Origin of the sequence: [Empedobacter] haloabium (assembly GCA_008011715.2) — a bacterium.
Taxonomy (GTDB): Bacteria; Pseudomonadota; Gammaproteobacteria; order Burkholderiales; family Burkholderiaceae_D; genus Rugamonas; species Rugamonas haloabia.
Genome location: CP136508.1, coordinates 1,534,388 through 1,552,489, shown reverse-complemented (window position 1 = coordinate 1,552,489; position 18,102 = coordinate 1,534,388). Strand labels below are relative to the sequence as shown.

Annotated in this window: 13 protein-coding genes and 1 tRNA gene; 3 read left to right on the top strand and 11 right to left on the bottom strand. The window is 68.3% G+C overall.

The window, feature by feature from the left end; translation table 11 throughout:
• Nucleotides 1-94 precede the first annotated feature (94 nt).
• Nucleotides 95-2,014: an ATP-binding cassette domain-containing protein gene (locus E7V67_006790; GenBank protein ID WUR14811.1), complete on the bottom strand. Its 1,920-nt coding sequence runs from the start codon at nucleotides 2,012-2,014 to the stop codon at nucleotides 95-97.
• Nucleotides 2,015-2,115: 101 nt separating this feature from the next.
• Between E7V67_006790 and E7V67_006785 the strand changes: the two genes are divergently transcribed.
• A tRNA-Arg gene (locus tag E7V67_006785) sits at nucleotides 2,116-2,190 on the top strand.
• Between the two features lie 150 nt (nucleotides 2,191-2,340).
• Here E7V67_006785 and E7V67_006780 read toward each other — a convergent pair.
• Nucleotides 2,341-3,357, bottom strand: a complete 1,017-nt coding sequence (locus E7V67_006780) for a hypothetical protein (protein ID WUR14810.1) — start codon at nucleotides 3,355-3,357, stop codon at nucleotides 2,341-2,343.
• Nucleotides 3,358-3,361: 4 nt separating this feature from the next.
• Nucleotides 3,362-4,828 carry an MBOAT family protein gene (locus E7V67_006775; protein ID WUR14809.1) on the bottom strand — a complete coding sequence of 489 codons (1,467 nt, stop codon included), beginning with the start codon at nucleotides 4,826-4,828 and terminating at the stop codon, nucleotides 3,362-3,364.
• 272 nt (nucleotides 4,829-5,100) lie between these two features.
• On the opposite strand from E7V67_006775, the gene E7V67_006770 reads away from it, so the two are divergent.
• Nucleotides 5,101-5,679 carry a hypothetical protein gene (locus E7V67_006770; protein WUR14808.1) on the top strand — a complete coding sequence of 193 codons (579 nt, stop codon included), beginning with the start codon at nucleotides 5,101-5,103 and terminating at the stop codon, nucleotides 5,677-5,679.
• Nucleotides 5,628-5,846: a PEP-CTERM sorting domain-containing protein gene (locus E7V67_006765; protein WUR14807.1), complete on the top strand. Its 219-nt coding sequence runs from the start codon at nucleotides 5,628-5,630 to the stop codon at nucleotides 5,844-5,846. Before E7V67_006770 ends, E7V67_006765 begins: the two co-directional genes overlap by 52 nt.
• Before the next feature lie 17 nt (nucleotides 5,847-5,863).
• Here E7V67_006765 and E7V67_006760 read toward each other — a convergent pair whose 3' ends face one another.
• The 8 genes from E7V67_006760 to E7V67_006725 all read right to left on the bottom strand — a co-directional run bounded on the left by E7V67_006760 (nucleotide 5,864) and on the right by E7V67_006725 (nucleotide 18,100).
• Nucleotides 5,864-6,265 carry a RidA family protein gene (locus E7V67_006760; GenBank protein ID WUR16237.1) on the bottom strand — a complete coding sequence of 134 codons (402 nt, stop codon included), beginning with the start codon at nucleotides 6,263-6,265 and terminating at the stop codon, nucleotides 5,864-5,866.
• A complete protein-coding gene (locus E7V67_006755) occupies nucleotides 6,265-7,446 on the bottom strand; it encodes an acyl-CoA dehydrogenase family protein (protein WUR14806.1) in 1,182 nt (393 codons plus the stop codon). Before E7V67_006755 ends, E7V67_006760 begins: the two co-directional genes overlap by 1 nt.
• A gap of 1 nt (nucleotide 7,447) precedes the next feature.
• Nucleotides 7,448-8,302: an enoyl-CoA hydratase family protein gene (locus tag E7V67_006750; GenBank protein ID WUR14805.1), complete on the bottom strand. Its 855-nt coding sequence runs from the start codon at nucleotides 8,300-8,302 to the stop codon at nucleotides 7,448-7,450.
• Complete coding sequence (locus tag E7V67_006745) at nucleotides 8,299-8,826, bottom strand: MarR family transcriptional regulator (GenBank protein ID WUR14804.1); 528 nt, start codon at nucleotides 8,824-8,826, stop codon at nucleotides 8,299-8,301. Before E7V67_006745 ends, E7V67_006750 begins: the two co-directional genes overlap by 4 nt.
• Nucleotides 8,827-8,837: 11 nt before the next feature.
• The gene (locus E7V67_006740; protein ID WUR14803.1) at nucleotides 8,838-11,222 is read right to left on the bottom strand and encodes a bifunctional salicylyl-CoA 5-hydroxylase/oxidoreductase; all 2,385 of its coding nucleotides are present in this window, start codon (nucleotides 11,220-11,222) and stop codon (nucleotides 8,838-8,840) included.
• Nucleotides 11,219-12,850 (bottom strand): AMP-binding protein, encoded by a 1,632-nt coding sequence (locus tag E7V67_006735; GenBank protein WUR14802.1) that lies wholly within the window; start codon nucleotides 12,848-12,850, stop codon nucleotides 11,219-11,221. The genes E7V67_006740 and E7V67_006735 overlap by 4 nt, the downstream gene beginning before the upstream one ends.
• A gap of 217 nt (nucleotides 12,851-13,067) precedes the next feature.
• On the bottom strand, nucleotides 13,068-13,769 hold the full coding sequence (locus tag E7V67_006730) for a response regulator (protein ID WUR14801.1): 702 nt from the start codon (nucleotides 13,767-13,769) through the stop codon (nucleotides 13,068-13,070).
• 101 nt (nucleotides 13,770-13,870) lie between these two features.
• Nucleotides 13,871-18,100, bottom strand: coding sequence for a two-component regulator propeller domain-containing protein (locus tag E7V67_006725; protein WUR14800.1), 4,230 nt, complete (start codon nucleotides 18,098-18,100; stop codon nucleotides 13,871-13,873).
• Nucleotides 18,101-18,102 lie beyond the last annotated feature (2 nt).

The window sequence follows — 18,102 nt, the reverse complement described above, 5'->3', positions numbered from 1 at the left end:
CGCCGGACCGCGTATTGCTGCACCGCGGCAATGATACAACAATTACATTGCCGGCAGTAGCAAAATTACCATGACAAAATTGTTACATCGCGCCTCAGGAGCGCGACTCGATCTGTTCCCAGCGCTCCAGCGCGGCCATCAATTGCTCCTCGATTTCGCCGATGCGCTGCTGCAGCCGCTTGGCCTCGCCGGGCGTCTTTTTGTAGAAGTCGGGATCGGACAATGTGACATTCAGCGCGGTCTGCTCGTCCTCCAGGCTGGCGATCAGCTTCGGCAATTCGTCCAGTTCGCGCTGCTCCTTGAAACTGAGCTTCTTTTTCGGCGCGGCCGCCGCTGCCGGCGCCGGGGCGGCCGCGGGTTCGGCCTTGGCCGGCCGCACTTCGGCCTTCGCGTCGGCCTTCCTCGGCGCGGCGGCCGGCGCCGCGCGCACGCGCTCCCAGTCGCTGTAACCACCGATGTAGTCACGCCACACACCGCCACCCTCGGCCACGATCACCTGCGTGACCACGTTGTCGAGGAACATGCGGTCATGGCTGACGAGGAACACGGTCCCCGGGTAATCTTCCAGCAGCTCTTCCAGGAGCTCCAGCGTGTCGATGTCAAGGTCGTTGGTCGGCTCGTCCAGCACCAGCACGTTGGCCGGCTTGGCGAACAGGCGCGCCAGCAACAGGCGATTGCGCTCGCCGCCGGACAGCGTGCGCACCGGCGAGCGGGCGCGTTCCGGTGCGAACAGGAAGTCGCCCAGGTAGCTCATCACATGCTTTTTCTGGCCGTTGACCTCGACCCAGTCGCTGCCCGGCGAAATCGTGTCGGCCAGGCTGGCTTCCTCGTTCAGCTGGGCGCGCATCTGGTCGAAGTAGGCCACCTGCAGCTTGGTGCCCTGCTTGACGGTGCCGCTGTCGGCCTGCTCCTCGCCCAGGATCAGCTTGAGCAGCGTGGTCTTGCCGGCGCCGTTGGTGCCGATCAGGCCGACCTTGTCGCCGCGCAGGATGGTCGTGGAGAAGTCACGCACGATGACCTTCTCGCCGAAGGCCTTGCTGACGTTGTCCAGTTCCGCCACGATCTTGCCGGAGCGCTCGCCGGACGTCACCTCCAGGCGCACCTGGCCCTGCTGGTCGCGCCGCGCGGCGCGCTGCTCGCGCAGGCGCTCCAGCCGGCGCACGCGGCCTTCGTCGCGCGTGCGGCGGGCCTGCACGCCCTTGCGGATCCATACTTCCTCCTGCGCCAGGAACTTGTCGAACTTGGCGTTCTCGATTTCCTCGATGGCCAGCTGCTCCGCCTTGCGGGTCTGGTAGGTGCTGAAATTGCCCGGGTAGGACATCAGGCGCCCCCGGTCCAGCTCGACGATGCGGGTGGCCACGTTGTCCAGGAACGAGCGATCGTGGGTGATGAACAGCACGCTGCCCTTGAAGTCGCGCAGCAGCCCTTCCAGCCACTGGATCGAGGTGAAGTCCAGGTGGTTGGTCGGCTCGTCCAGCAGCAGCACGTCCGGCCCCGCCACCAGCGCGCGCGCCAGCGCCACGCGCTTCTGCATGCCGCCGGAAAGCGTCTTCATCAGCGCATCGGGACCCAGGTTGAGGCGGTCCAGCGTCTGCTCGACCTTGTTGTTGATGCTCCAGGCATCGGCCGCGTCCAGCTTGACCTGGATCTCGTGCATGCGTTCCATCAGCGCCTCGTCGTCGCCCTGGCCGAACTGGCCCGTCAGGCGGTCGTACTCCTTGACGAGGGCCGGCAGCTCGCCCAGCCCGGAGGCGACGGCGTCGAACACCGACATCTCCGGCTCGAACTGCGGCTCCTGCTCGACGTAGGCGATGCGCAGGCCCTGCTGCATGACGAGCAGGCCGTCGTCCAGTTTCTGGCGGCCGGAAATGATTTTCAGCAGCGACGACTTGCCGGTGCCGTTGCGGCCGATCAGGCCGACACGTTCGCCCGTTTCAAGGGAGAACTCGGCGTGATCGAGGAGCGCGTGGTGGCCGAACGCCAGCTGCGCCTGGGAGAGGGAAATGACTGCCATGGTGACTTTTTCAATGCGTGAAGCCGGCATTGTACCGACAGACTGGCAAGGACACTAACATTTGCCGGCCGGTCGGCTATAATTGCGCTCGCTTTGGCGTCCTCCCCGTAGCACAATGGATAGTGCACATGCCTCCTAAGCGTGGGATACTGGTTCGATTCCAGTCGGGGGGACCAAAGACCAGACTTCCCATCGCGCATAGCTCGCGCACCCACCTCATTTTCGCGCTTCCCCGGCGGCCGCTGTTCACTCCCGCACCGTTGTTGCCTGATCCCGGCGTCTGAGATCGGCACCATGGCCGGCGTGTCAAGCCGGCCCCGGCGCGTTTATTTCGCCAGCAACGGCAACAATTCCTTCGCCGCCAGGGCATGCGCCACCCGGTTCCAGTGCCCATCCATCGGCAGGAAATCCATCCGCTCGCCATAGGTCGCCCAGTGCCGCTCGAACACCGGCTGCATGTCGGCCACCGCGTAGCCGCCGGTGCGCAGGCGCGCCAGCAGCGCGGCGCGGTCCTCGGCCGGCCACGTCGTCTTCTTGCCCTGCGAGTAGATCGCCTCGCGGTCGCCGTCGACCAGGAACACGAAGCGGGTGCCGTACTGCTGTTGCAGCTTGCCCAGTTCGGCAAAGAAGTAGTCGAGCGCCGCGTCGCGGCGGGCGCGGTGCTGGGCCAGCGCGGTACTGTTGTCGGACGCTGCCTCGGCCGGCTTGACCTTGCCGCTGGCCCAGTCGGGCAGCTTCAGGTTGTAGTAGGCGTAGCGCAGCAGCGCCGAGCGCAGCACCTTCTCCTTCAGGTTCGATTCCACGTAGGGCATGTGGCGGATGTCCACCTTGCCGTCGTCGAAACCGAAATAGTTGTGGCCGCGGCCGGCGGGGTATTCGATCAGGCGCAGGTCGAAGGGCTCGACGAACACCACCATCGTCTTCGCATGCGTCAGCGGCAGGAAGTGGCGCGCCAGCACCAGCGCGTCGGCCAGGCCGTTGCCGGACGATGCCGGCGCATAGACCTTGCCCAGCGCCGTGTCGAGGCGGCCCTGCACCGTGTCCTCGTAGCGCAGCATGTAGCTTTCGATGAAGCTGTCGCCGGTGACCAGCACGTTGGCGCCGGCGGCGATGTCCTTCGAGTGGACGAAGCCATCGCGGCTGGTCGTGCCGCGCTGCATGTTGGCCAGCGCCCAGCCATGCGAATAGACGTAGGACTGGCCGGGCAGGTAGTGCGCGTACGGGGTCGCCGCGCTGGACTGCGCCATGCGCACGCCCGAGTGCACGGGCAGGCATTGCAGCGTCGCCTCGAGGCCGAGGGCCGCCAGCACCACGCCGCCAAGTACGGAAAGTATGAATCGCATATCGTCAGAAATTGAAATACAGGAATTCCGAGACGCCCCGGGTCTCGCTGATCGCCAGCAGCAACAGGCTGCCCATCACCATGGCGCCCAGCAGCAGGCCGCCGCGCGGGCCGCGCATGCGCTCCTCCAGCTCCACCAGCACGCCCTTGCCCAGCAGCTGGTAGGCGTTCGGCAGCAGCAGCGCGATGACGCCGCACACGGCCAGCCACCCCAGGCATTCGGCCATCGGCATGATGCGGCTCGCGCCCAGCATCGCGTCGCCGACGACGGCCGGTGCCGTGCCGCCGCCCATCGCTTCCAGGATGGACCAGGCGATGTGCATCGAGTTGGCGCGGAACACGACCCAGGCCACGACGACGGCCAGCCAGGTCGCCACCAGGCCAAGGATCGCGCGCGGCAGGCCGCCACGGTCGCCGGCCACGGCGCGGAACGCATGGTTGACGATCAGGTAGAAGCCGTGCAGCGCGCCCCACACGATGAACGTCCAGTTGGCGCCGTGCCACAGCCCGCCCAGCAGCATCGTGATGACCAGGTTCAGGTAGCGCTGCACCTTGCCCTTGCGGTTGCCGCCCAGCGGAATGTACAGGTAGTCGCGCAGGAAGGTGGACAGCGTGATGTGCCAGCGGCGCCAGAACTCGATGATCGACGTCGATTTGTACGGCGAGAAGAAGTTGATCGGCAGGATGATGCCGAACATGTACGACAGGCCGTACGCCATGTCCGAATAGGCGGAAAAGTCGAAGTACAGCTGGAACGTGTAGGCCAGCGCCCCGGCCCATGCCTCGAGCTGGGTCAGGCTGGCATAGTGCACGTCGAATACGGGACCGACGAAGCGTGCCACGCCGTCGGCAATGATGACCTTCTTGAACAGACCGATGGCGAAGAACATCATGCCCACCGTCAGGCGGCCCCGGTTGAAGCGATGCGTTTCCGGCGCATCGAACTGCGGGATCATCTCCTTGTGGTGCAGGATCGGACCGGCGATCAGGTGCGGGAAGTAGGTCACGAACAGGCCGTAGCTTTCCGGCCGGGTCTCGCGCACCTTGCCCTGGTAGCAGTCGACCAGGTAGGCGATCTGCGTGAAGGTGAAGAACGAGATGCCGATCGGCAGTTCGATGCCGGGCGACGCGATGTCGTAGCCGGTGACGTAGGCGAAGTTGTCGACGATGAAGTTGGCGTACTTGAAAAACACCAGTAGCGCCAGATTGGCGACGATGCCGGCGACCAGCCAGCGCCGCGCGGCCGGCGTGCCGGGCACGCCGCCGACGATAGCCTGCCCCAGCAGGAAGTTGCCGACGATCGAACCGGCCAGGAGCGGCAGGTAGCGAATGTCCCAATAGCTGTAGAAGATGACGGATGCCACCAGAAGCAGGACGATCGAGCCCCGCAGCGACTTGCGCGACAGGGTGAAGTAGCCGAGCAGTGTCAGCGGCAGGAAGACGCCGAAGAATGCAAACGTATTAAACAGCACCGGTCACCTCGCGCTGGTGACGGCAGGGTTGCACAGGAAACAGGCAGGGAACTCGGCGCGAAACAATGAGAAGGTCATATCACAAATTGCAGAGTTGCATATGTTGGCAATATATCACGAGCCTTGAAATTGACCGAAGACAATTTGTGCCGAACGCTGGCCGCACCAGCTAACCCGATGCCAATGTCGTGCTAGGCTCCGTGGTTGCATTATTGACAATTACTTGCAATTTGAAAGCCTCGTCCTCACCGCCCCCTCACCTGGATAACCGCATGCATCTGACTGGCCACATGACCCGCCCGCTCGCCGCCGCACTGATGACGCTCTGCACGATTCCCGCGCTGGCGGGCACCGTTATCAATACACGGCTGTCCGGCTTTTCCATCAGCCACACGGATCTGAACCCTGCCGATGCCTACACTCCAAGCGCGGTCGACTGGAGCACGACCGAGATCGATTTCGGCAGCTGGAACTGGCATGACCATCACCAGGAACACTACCAAACATTGCAGGGCCTGCAGAGCGGTTCCAAAGATTTGAGCACAGCGGGCGGCAGCGCGGCCTGGAACTTGCGCGCCAACCCGCTATTTGAACTGCAAGCCAGCCTGACCAGCACGCAGCTGGGCACCGCCGGGATCAACGGCCGCTTGCACACGCCAGTCATCGTCCTGCCGCACACGGCCTTTACGCTTACCGCCCGCTTCGACAGCCAGATCAGCCAGTCAGGGATCCGGCCACGCTGCCCGGCGGCTCGGTGTTCTACGCCCTCGACGTGGCACCGGAATGGTGGACCACACCCGTGGTCGGCTACACCGCCTACCATGATACCGATGGCACGTTCCAGGACGTGATCTCGGTGACGTATCGCAACGATACGGACACCAGTCAGCAGATGTGGATCGCCCAATCGTTCAGTGCGTATGCGGGCACCAGTCCGGTTCCGGAACCTTCCGGCTGGCTGATGCTGGGCATCGGCGCCCTCGTCGCCGCGCGCTTCGGCCGCCAGCGCCAGGCCTGAATTGCCATGGAAGGCGGCTAGCGGCCGCCTTCCGGCACCACGGCCGTCACCTCGATCTCCACCCGCGCCCGCTCCTCCATCAGCGCCGTCACCGCCACCGCCGTCATGGCGGGATAATGCCGCCCGATGATGTCGCGGTAGGCCGCCCCGATCTCGCGCTGCGCGGCCAGGTACTCGGCGCGGTCAACCACGTACCAGGTCATGCGCACGATGTGCTCGGGCCGCGCGCCTGCCTCGGCCAGCACCTCGACGATATTGGTCAACGCCTGGCGCGTCTGCGCGACGAAGTCGTCGCTGTGGAACACACCCTGCGCGTCCCAGCCGATCATGCCGCTGACGCACACCAGCCGGCCGCTGGCCGCGACGCCGTTGGCATAGCCCTTCGGGCGGGCCCAGCCCGGCGGCTGCAGGATCTGCATCACGTCGCCTCCTTCGCGCCGCGCAGCAGCTCGCGCGCGATGATCAGCTGCTGCACCTCGGTCGCGCCTTCATAAATGCGCAGCGCGCGGATCTCGCGGTACAGCCGCTCGACCGGATGCTCGCTGACGACGCCCAGGCCGCCGAACAGCTGCACGGCCGCGTCGATGACCTGCTGCGCCGTTTCCGTCGCCGTCATCTTGGCCATCGCCGCCTCTTTCGTGACGTTGCGGCCCTGGTCGCGCTGCCAGGCCGCGCGGTACGTGAGCAGCGCGGCCGCGTCGATGCCGGTCGCCATCTGGGCCAGCTTCGCCTGCGTCAGCTGGAAGTCCGCCAGCACCTGGCCGAACATCGGCCGCGCCGTCGCATGCGCCAGTGCTTCATCGAGCGCACGGCGCGCGAAGCCCAGCGCCGCGGCCGCGACCGAGGTGCGGAACACGTCCAGGGTCGCCATCGCCACCTTGAAGCCCTGCCCCGCCGCGCCGATGCGGCGCGTGGCCGGGATGCGGCAGTTGTCGAAGCGCAGCCGCGCCAGCGGATGCGGCGCGATGACGGCGATACGTTCGGCGATCGTCAGCCCCGGCGTATTGCCGTCGACGACGAACGCGCTGATGCCGCGCGCGCCAGGCGCCTCGCCGGTGCGGGCGAACACCACGTAGAAGTCGGCGATGCCGCCGTTCGAGATCCAGGTCTTCTCGCCATTGAGCACATAGCTGTCGCCGTCCGCCTCGGCGGCACACGCCATGGCCGCCACGTCGGAGCCGGCCTGCGGTTCGGACAGCGCGAACGCGGCGATGGCTTCGCCGCGCGCCACGCGCGGCAGGTAGCCCTCACGCTGCGCGGGCGTACCGAACAGGCTGATGGCGCCGGAACCCAGCCCCTGCATGGCGAACGCAAAGTCGGCCAGGCCCTCATGGCGCGCCAGCGTCTCGCGGATCAGGCACAGCGCGCGCGTGTCGATCGTCTCGCCGGCGCCGCCATACGCCGTGCCGCCGACGGCGTGGCGCAGCCAGCCGCCCTCGCCCAGCCGGCGCACGATGTCGCGGCAGGCGCCGTCGACGTCCTTGCCGTATTGCGCATGCACGTGCGCCAGCTCGCGCCCGGCCCATTCGTCCAGCGCGGCTTCCAGTTGCCCGTGCTGCGGCGCGAAGAACGGCCAGTCCAGGTAGTCCTTGTGCGCCATTTCAGTCCCCCTCGAACGCCGGTTTCTGCTTCGCCACGAAGGCGTGATACGCCCGGTGGAAGTCGTTGGTGGCCATGCAGATCGCCTGCGCCTGCGCTTCCGCTTCGATCGCTTCGTCCACGCCCATGTTCCACTCCTGCTGCAGCATCTTCTTCGTCATGCCGTGCGCGAAGGTGGGCCCGCGCGCGAGGTCGGCGGCAAACGCCTGCGCCGCCGCCAGCACGGCGTCCGGCGCGTGCAGGCTGTTGAAGAAGCCCCAGCGCTCGCCCTCGCCGCCGGACATCGAGCGCCCCGTGTACAGCAGCTCCGCGGCGCGGCCCTGCCCGATCACGCGCGGCAGCAACGCGCACGCCCCCATGTCGCAGCCGGCCAGGCCCACGCGCGTGAACAGGAACGCCGTCTTGCTGCGCTCCGTGCCGAAGCGGATGTCGGAAGCCAGCGCCAGCATCGCGCCGGCGCCGGCGCAGATGCCGTCGATGGCGGCCACGATTGGCTGCGGGCAGGCACGCATGGCTTTCACCACGTCGCCTGTCATGCGCGTAAACGTCAGCAGCCCCGGCATGTCCAGCTGCGTCAGCGGGCCGATGATCTCGTGCACGTCGCCGCCGCTGCAGAAATTCTCGCCCGCGCCGGCGATGACGATGGCCTTGACGTCGTCGCAGCTGGCGAGCGCGCGGAACAGGTCGCGCAGTTCGGCGTAGGAATCGAACGTGAGCGGGTTCTTGCGCTCGGGCCGGTTCAAGGTCAAGGTGGCGACGCCCTCCTCGACGGCGAACAGGAAGTGGCGCGCTTCGTAACTGGCCAGGCGCAGGCCATGGCCCGGCAGCGCATGCGGCTGCCCCTGCAGGTATTTCATCGTGACTCCTCGTTTTTTTCCGTGCGGGCGTACAGCTGCCCCTTCATCTGCGACAGCAGCTCGATCAACGTGCTTTTGTCGGCTGCCGGCATGTCCTGCAGCAGCTCCGTAATCCAGCTCTCGTGCACGGCGGCCATGCGGCCGAAGGCGCGCCGGCCCGCTGGTGTCAGCTTGACCGTGAAGGCGCGGCCGTCGCGCGGGTCGGGCACCCGCACCACCAGGCTCTCCTTCTCCAGCTGGTCGGTGATCCCGGTGACGTTGCCGCCGGTGACCATCATGCGCTTCGACAGCTCGCCCATGCGCAGTCCTTCGGGATGACGCTCCAGCTGCGCCATCAGGTCGAAGCGCGGCAGCGTGATGCCGAACTGCGCGCGCAGGCGCGAACGGATCTCGTTCTCGATCTTGACGGTGCACGACAGCATGCGCAGCCACAGCTTCAATGACTGGTGATGGTCGTCCGTCAGGCGGCTGGCCAGGTCCAGCGCCTCGTCGTCGCGCTCTTCGTCCGGTTCGTTCAACTGCATGCTCGTCCTCGTTAGCCTTCCAGCAGCTTCGCCGCGACCTGCTGCGGTGTCAAGCCCGTGCCCGCCGCAGCCAACTGGCGCTCGCGCTCCAGGTTGCGTTCGAGCTGCTGCTTGCCCGGCAGGTACTGGCGCGGCCACGGCACCGGGCGGTAGCCGATGCGGGCCGCCTCGGCCAGCGTCCAGGCCGGGTTGGCCAGGTGCGGCCGGCCGACGGCGCACAGGTCCGCCCGCCCCGCCGCCACGATGCCGTTGGCATGATCGGCCTCGAAGATCGAACCTACCGCCATCGTGGCGATGTTGGCCTCGTTGCGCACCCGGTCCGCGAACGGGGTCTGGAACATGCGGCCGAATACCGGCTTCTCGCGCTTGCTGACCTGGCCGGACGAGCAGTCGATCACGTCCGCCCCGGCCTGGCGGAACAGGCGCGCGATCCGTACCGCGTCATCCGGCGTGATGCCGCCCTCGACCCAGTCGTGCGCCGAGATGCGTACGCTCATCGGCTTGTGCATCGGCCAGGCCGCGCGCATCGCCGCGAACACGCGCAGCGGGAAGCGGCAGCGGTTTTCCAGGCTGCCGCCATAGTCGTCGGTGCGGCGGTTCGTCAGCGGCGAGATGAACGACGACAGCAGGTAGCCGTGCGCGCAATGCAGCTCCAGCCAGTCGAAGCCGGCCTGCTCCGCCGCCACCGTGGCACGCACGAAGTCGGCCTCGATGCGGCGCAGGTCGTCCTCGCTCGCTTCACGGGCCAGCTGCGAGACGCCTTCCAGGTACTGCTGCGGCGATGCCGACACCAATGGCCAGTTGCCGGCATCGAGCGGCTGGTCGATGCCGTCCCACATGGCGCGGGTGGAACCCTTGGCGCCCGCATGGCCCAGCTGCACGCCGATCTTCGCATCCGACAGCGTGTGCACGCTGTCGACGATGCGGCGCCAGGCCTGCGTATGCTCCGGTGTGTACAGCCCCGGGCAGAACGGCGTGATGCGCGCGTCCGCCGAGACGCACGTCATTTCCGCCATCACGAGCGCGGCGCCGCCCAGTGCGCGCGCGCACAGGTGCACCATGTGCCAGTCGCCCACGGTGCCGTCGACGGCGCTGTACTGCGCCATCGGCGAGACGACGATGCGGTTCTTCAGCACCAGGTCGCGCACTTTATAGGGCGTGAACATCGGCGGGATGGCCAGGTCGGCTGGGGCAGGCAGACCGGCCTGGGCAAACGCGCGCCGGGCGAACCACTGCTCGTACCCGGCCACGTAGCGCGGATCGCGCAGGCGCAGGTTCTCGTGCGACAGCCGCTGGCTGCGCGTCAGCATGGAATAAGCGAACTGCGGCGCGTCCAGCGCCGTGTAGCGCCGCACGTTCTCGAACCACTCCATCGAGTTGCGCGCGGCGCTCTGCAGCTTTACCACCTCGACGGCGCGCACTTCCTCATAGCGCGCCAGCGCGGCGGGCAGGTCGTCGCGCAGCCCGGCACCGCTGGCCAGGCAGCGCGCCAGTTCGATCGCATCCTCCAGCGCCAGCTTGGTGCCGGAGCCGATCGAGAAGTGCGCCGTGTGGGCCGCGTCGCCCATCAGCACCACTGGCACGGCGCCGTTCCAGTGCACCCAGCGCTCGCAGGCGATGCGGGGAAAGCGGATCCACATCGCGGACCCGCGCAGGTGCGCCGCGTTCGACAGCAGCGGATGGCCGTCGAGCCGGTCGGCGAACAACCGCTCGCACCAAGCGATCGCCTCCTCCTGCGACATCTCCTCCAGCCCGGCCGCGCGCCACACCTCTTCCGGCGTCTCGATGATGAACGTGGAGGTGGCGCCGTCGAACTGGTAGATATGCGCCTGGAACCAGCCGTGTTCCGTCTGGCGGAAGTCGAACGTGAAGGCGTCGAATTTTTTCGTCGTGCCCAGCCACACGAAGCGGCACTGGCGTGCCTCGACCTGCGGCCGGTAGGTGTCGGCATAGCGCGTGCGGATGCGGCTGTTCAGGCCATCCGACGCGATCACCAGGTCGGCCTGGTAGCGCGCGGCCAGCGCCTGGTCGTCCGCCACGTCCGTCTCGAACACCAGCTCCACGCCCAGTTCCTGGCAGCGCTCCTGCAGGATACCCAGCAGGCGCTTGCGACCGATGCCGCAGAAGCCGTGGCCGCCGGAGCGCACCACCTCGCCCTTGAAGCACACCTCGATGTCGTCCCAGTGGTTGAACGCCTGCAGGATCTGGCGCGCCGTCGGCTCGTCCGCGGCCGACAGATTGCCCAGGGTCTGGTCGGAAAACACCACGCCCCAGCCGAACGTGTCGTACGGGCGGTTGCGCTCGACCACGACAACGCGGTGCGCTGGCTGCTGGCGTTTCATCAGCAGGGCGAAATACAGGCCGGCGGGACCGCCGCCGATACAGACGATGTTCATGACGGTTCCTTGGCCGCGGCCTCGGCGCGCAGCCGGAAGCGTTGCAGCTTGCCTGTCTCGGTGCGCGGCAGCGCCTGCGCATACACCACGGAGCGGGGATATTTGTAGGGCGCGATCTGATGCTTGACGAAGTCCTGCAGCTGCGCGGTCAGCTCGGCCGATCGTTCATGGCCGGGCCGCAGCACGACATGCGCCTCGACCAGCTGGCCGCGCTCCGGGTCGGGCCGGCCGATCACGCCGCATTCGGCCACCGCCGGGTGGCGCAGCAGCGCATCCTCGACCTCCGGGCCGGCGATGTTGTAACCGGCCGAGATGATCATGTCGTCCGTGCGCGAACGGTAGATGAAGTAGCCGTCCGCATCCATCTCGTAGGCGTCGCCCGTCAGGTTCCAGCCGCCCTGCACGTAGTCGCGCTGGCGCTCGTCGGCCAGGTAGCGGCAGCCGGTCGGCCCTTGCACCGCCAGCCGGCCCACCACGCCTGGCCCCAGCGGCCGCCCGGCTTCGTCCAGCACGCAGGCGCGGTAGCCCGGCACCGGCTTGCCGGTGGCGCCGGGGCGGATGTCGTCGCCGGCGGCGGAGATAAAGATGTGCAGCATCTCGGTGGCGCCGATGCCGTCGATCATGCGCAGGCCGGTCGCCTCCTGCCAGGCCTGGCGCGTGGCCACGGGCAACGCCTCGCCGGCGGACACCGTCTTTTTCAGGCTGGCCAGGTCGAAGCGCCCCGCCAGCGCCGCCATCTGGCGGTAGAACGTGGGCGCCGTGAAGCAGACGGTGGCGCGATGGCGTTCGATCGCCTGCAGCAGCGTTTCCGGCGTCAGCTTCTCCAGCAGCACGGATGCCGCGCCGATCCGCAGCGGGAACAGCAGCAGCCCGCCCAGGCCGAACGTGAACGCCAGCGGCGGCGTGCCGATGAACAGGTCGTCGGCCTGCGCGCGCAGCGTGTGGCGGGCGAACGTGTCGCAGATGGCCAGCAGGTCGCGGTGGAAGTGCATCGTCCCTTTCGGCACGCCCGTGGTGCCGGACGTGAAACTGATCAGGCAGACGTCTTCGGCCGCCGTGTCGCAGGCCGCGAACGTGGCCGGCTGGGCTGCCATCAGCGTTTCCAGCTGCGCGCCGGCGCTGCCGAAGTGCATGACCGGCGGGCAGGCCGGCAACTGCTCCAGTTCCGCGCACAGCTCGGCCGCGCACAGCACCGCGTCCACCTCGGCCTTGGCGACGATCGTGGCCAGTTCGCGCGCGCGCAGCAGCGGCATCGTGGGCACGGCGATGCAGCCGGCCTTGAACACGGCCAGGAGCGCGGCCGCCATCATCGGCGTATTGGCGCCGCGCAGCAGCACGCGGTTGCCCGGCACCAGGCCCATGGGGCCGCGCAGCACGTGGGCGATGCGGTCGACCCGCTCCAGCAGCTGCGCATAGGTCCAGCTGCCGTGCGCGCCGTGCAGCGCGGGACGCTCGCCCTGGCCGCGGGCGACGGCGACGTCCAGCAGCGCGGCGCCGCAGTTCAGGCGCGCGGGATAGTGCAGCTCGGGCAGCTCGAACAACAGCTCGGGCCATTGCTCGCGGGGCGGCAGGTGCGTCCGCGCGAATGGATCGACGTGGCCGCTGGCGCTGTTTGCATCTGTGCTCATGGTTACCCCTGTCAGGTCATGGCTGCCGGTGCCCGGCGATGCTTTACTTTAAACTTAAAGTATTTTTATGGCAAGGGGTTGGAGTGGGCGCTTGAAGGCTTAGGGTCTGTCCCCGAAGGGGACTGACCCTGGTTTTAATCGATAGCTTTGCGCCGCGGAGGAAAACCGGGGTCAGTCCCAAAGGGACAGACCCCAAGCCTGGAAGCGCCGCAATGGCTCAGGCACCAACGACCAGCGCCGCCTGCCGCTGCACGGCCTGCACCACGTCCGCCAGCACCGCCTGCAACCGCGCTGGCGCCAGCGCGGTGCCGTGCAGAGAACGCAGCGCGGCCTCGGCGCCGTGCAGGCCCAGGGTGGCGCAGCCCGTCACGAGACGTTCCAGCCGCGCCTGCGCGCCCTGCTGGTCGCCGCGTTGCAGCAGGGTGTCGATGTCGGCGGGGGCGGCGGCGAGCTGCTGCTCGAAACCGGCCAGGTAGGCTTGCAGGCGGCGCGCGTCGATGCCGAGGCGGGCCTGCGTGGCGGCGGGGGCCTCGGCCGGCAGTGCCCGCCCTGCCCCGCCCAGCAGCCGCGCCAGGTGCGCGCGCACGTGGCCCGCCTCGAATGGCTTGACGATATAACCGGAGGCGCCCGCCTGCGTGGCCTGCTCCACGGTGGCGCGGTCGCCGGCCGAGGACACCAGCACGAACGGCAGCTCCGCCAGCGCCGGGTCGGCACGCACGTGCTGCAACAGCTCCATGCCGGACAGGCGTGGCATGCGCAGGTCGCAGAAACAAATGGCGGGACGCAGGCCCGCGCTCAGCTGGCGCCAGGCATCGGCGCCGTCTTCCGCCTCCGTGATGTCGAAACTGCCACTGCTGTCGATCAGGTGCATCAGCATCATGCGCGACACCACGTCGTCGTCTACTACCAGAACTTTCATTGACTCTATCGGCTGTGCCGTTGATGGGCGGTTCCACATGATGCCCGCATCGGGCGCCGCTGTAAATGCGCGCACGGCTGGACGGTGGCCACGCCAGCCCGTCAGCCGGCGCGCGCGGGCGACACGATCCGGCCCAGCATCTGGTGCAGGCGTGGCAGCTTGTGCCGGATCGCCGGCCACAGCGCGCGGTCGGCGGCGCGCTCCAGCTCCGAGCACAGGGCGTGCAGTTCCACGTCCTGCAGGTAGGCGGCACTGCCTTTCATGCCATGGAACAGCCGCCCCGCCGCGTCGGCGTCGGCCGCCGCCAGTGCGGCGTCCAGCTCGTCCAGCCGGCCCGGCAGGTCGGCGATGAACGCGTCGCGCAGGCGCAGGCGCAACGCTTCGGCCGCCGCTTTTTCTGCCGCCACTCGCTCCGCCTCCGCCGCCGGCTCACCCTGCGGCGCCGGCACGGCCGCGGGCGGCGGCAGCGTATCGACGCCGAACATCGCGTCCAGTTCCGCCACGCTGGGCCGCTCCGGCTGCGCGCGGCCCGGCATCGGCGGCAGCGCGATACCGCGCTGCAGCTGGCGCTCGATGGCGCGCGACAGCTGGAAGTGCAGGGCCGCCTCGTCGATCGGCTTGGTCAGGAAGTCGTCCATGCCGGCCGCCAGGTAACGGCTGCGGTCTTCCTCGCTGACGTTGGCCGTCAGCGCGATGATCATCAGACCCTGGTCGCGCACCGGCGCATCCGGCGGGCCGCCGGCGCGAATCAGGCGGGTCGCGGTCGGGCCATCCATCTCCGGCATGCGCCCGTCCATCAGGATCAGGTCATAGCGCGTGTGTGCGCACGCCGCCACCGCCAGCGCGCCGTTGCCGGCGATGTCGACCTTGTGGCCCAGGTCCTCCAGCATCATGCGCACGATGATCTGGTTGGTGGGGAAGTCTTCCGCGCACAGCACGCGCAGTTGGTGGCTGTGCGGCTCACGCGGTGCGTGCGGCACCAGCGGCGGCGCGATGCCGCGCGGCAGCGGCAACGTGAAGCTGAACACGCTGCCCACGTTGGGCGTGCTGACGGCGCCGATCTCGCCGCCCATCAGCTCGACCAGCTGGCGGCAGATTGCCAGGCCCAGGCCCGTGCCGCCATAGCGGCGCGTGGTCGTCGCGTCGGCCTGCTCGAACTTCTCGAACAGGCGCGGCAGCTCGGACGCCGGAATGCCGATGCCGGTGTCCTCGACCGTGAAGCGGATCCGCGTGCACGCGGTGCCGTCCTCGCCGATGCGCTCCACGCGCAGGGTCACCTGGCCGCGCTGGGTGAACTTGAACGCATTGCCGACCAGGTTGACCAGCACCTGGCGCAGCCGGGTCGGATCGCCGATCACGAACGGCGGCAGGTCGTGGCCGAACTCGACGCGGAATTCGATGCTGTGCGCGGCGGCTTGCTCTTCGAACAGGCTGACCACGTTTTCCACCGTGGCCGCCAGCGCGAAGTCGATCTTCTCGATGGTCAGCTTGCCCGCCTCGATCTTGGAAAAGTCCAGCAGGTCGTTGATGATCGACAGCAGCGACTGCGCGTTGGCCTGGCCCCGTTCGATCTGCTCGCGCGTGGTGCTGGCCAGCGTCTCGTCGCGCAGCGCGAAACCCAGCATGCCGATCACGCCCGCCAGCGGCGTGCGCATCTCGTGGCTCATATTGGCCAGGAATTCGGACTTCTGCCGGGTCGCGTCCTCGGCCTTCTGCTTGGCCTGGCTGAGGCGCTCGTCGCGCTGCTCCAGCTCGCGCTTCTGCTCCAGCAGCATGCGGTTCTTCAGTTCCACCTCGGCCGTGCGCAGGCCGACCTGCTGTTCCAGCCGGGTGCGCTGGTGGCGCAGCACGCGCACGCGCGCCCGGTACAGCAGGAAGCCGGCGCCCAGCGCCAGCAGCACGGCCAGCGTGCGGAACCACCAGGTCTTCCACACCGGCGGCAGGATCGTGATCGTCAGGGTGGCGGGCTCGCTCCACACGCCGTCCTTGTTGGCCGCCTTGACGCGGAACACGTACTGGCCCGGATCGAGGTTGGTGTAGGTGGCAAAGCGCTTGCCGGCATCGGTGCTGACCCAGTTGCGGTCGAAGCCGATCAGCTGGTAGGCGAAACGGTTGCGCTGCGGCGCGGCGAAGTGCAGCGCCGCGAACTCCAGCGCGAACACGGAATCGTCCTGCTGCAGCGTCAGCGCACGTGTGTATTCGATCGCCTGCTTCAGCACCACATGACCATCGGGACCGCTCTCGCCCGGCCGCTGCGAGCGGTTGAAGATCTGGAAGTCGGTGATGACGACCGGCGGCGCCACGGTGTTCGAGCGGATCTCGCGCGGGTCGAACGCCGTCACGCCGTTGAAGCCGCCAAAGTACAGCGTGCCGTCCGCGGCGGACAGCGCCGAGCCGTCGAAGTAGGCGCCTTCGATGGTGCCGTCCACGCCGGAGTAATTGTTGATGCGCCCGGACGCGGGATCGAGGCTGGCCACGCCGGTGTTGGTCGACACCCACAGCTTGCCGGCGCGGTCGGCCAGGATGCCGGCGATGGCGTCGTCCGCCAGGCCGTCCTGGCGCAGGTAGCGGCGGAAGCTGGCGCTGCCATCGGCGTGACGCTCCATGCGGTTCAGGCCCGAGGCCGTGCCGACCCACAGCGTGCCGCGCGCGTCCTCGTACAGGTAATGCACTTCGTTGTGCGACAGGCTGTCCGGGTCGTCGGGGTCGTGGCGGAAGTGGCGGAACTGCCCGGTCTTGCGGTCCAGCAGGTCGAGGCCGTTGAACGTGCCGACCCACAGGTTGCCGTAGCGGTCTTCCAGCAACGGCCGCACGATATTGTCGGACAGGCTGTGCGGGTCGGCCGGGTCGTGCCGGAACAGCAGCACGCCGCCGCTGCCCGGATCGAGCCGCACCAGGCCCGCCTTGCTGGCCACCCACAGCATGCCGCCGCGGTCCTTGTACAGGTAGCGCACCACGTCCGTCTCGGGGTCGCCGCGCGCCAGCAGCGCGGGGCCGAAGGTGCGCGTGCTTGGGTCGAACTGCCGCACGCCGGCACGCGAGCCTACCCACAGCTGGCCGCCGTCGCCCGGCCACAGCGCCGTGACGGCGCCTTCATGGCGCGCGTGCTCGCCGCGCGGCAGCGCGAACAGCGTGCTCTCGCCTGTCAGCGGATCGTGCAGGCTGAGGCCATCGTTGTTGCCGATCCAGAGCTTGCCGCCACCCGCGTCGGCCAGCGTGAACACGCGATTGTCGCTCAGCGAGCGCGGCTGCTCGGGGTCCTTGACGATGCGCGCGAAGCCGCCGCTGGCCAGGTCGACCCGACTGAGGCCGTTGTACCACGTGCCGACCCACAAGGTACCGACGCGGTCGCGGAACAGCGAGGACACGTAATCGTCCGCCAGGCTGTGCGGGTCGCTGAGCTGGTGGCGGTACTGCACGAAGCGGCCCGCCGACGGTATCCAGCGCAGCAGGCCCTGGTTGCGCATGCCGACCCAGACGGTGCCTTCGCTGTCCTGGTACAAGGTCGCCACGGTGCCGGGCGGCAGGCCGTGCGTCGCATCGAGCCGCTGCCGGCGCGGCTCCATTCCGCCCGGACCGAGCTGCCAGCGCTCCACCCCTTCATGGGTGCCCAGCCACAGCGTCTGCTCGCTGTCCATCAGCAGCGCCTGCACGGCCACGGGGCGCCCGCTGGCCGAGCGCACGGCGAAGTGGCGGAACGCCTGGGCGCCCGGCAGCAGTACGTCCACCCCTGCCGGCGTGCCGATCCACAGGCGGCCGGCGCGGTCGCGCGCCAGCGCGTTGACCTGGTCGTGCGCCAGGCTGCGTGCATTGGCCACCTCGTTGTGCCACAAGGTGAAGCGGCCCGTGACAGGGTCGAAGCGCTGCAGGCCGTCCGCCGTGCCGACCCACAGGCCGCCGGCGCCGTCGTCGATGATCGCGCGCACGTGGCGGTTGCCGTTGCCGCGCTGTTCCGGCTCGTCCGGCCGGTAGTGCGTGAAGCGCTGGGTCAGCGGATCGAAGCGGTCCAGGCCATTGTCGGTGCCCACCCACATGCGGCCGACGGCATCGATGTGGATCACGCGCACCCAGTTCTCGGCCAGGCTGTGCGGATCGGACAAGGTATGGCGGTACACCACGGTGCGGTAGCCGTCGAAGCGCGACAACCCGCCCTGACTGCCGAACCACATGAAGCCCTGGCGGTCCTGGGCGATGGCCAGCACGGATTCCTGGGCCAGGCCGTCCGCCACGCCCAGCTGTTCGAAACGCAGCGAGCGCGCCGGCGCGGCGCTGGCCACCATGGCGGCGAACAGCAGCAGCACGGCGAGCAAGGTACGAAGCAAGAGCGGCATCG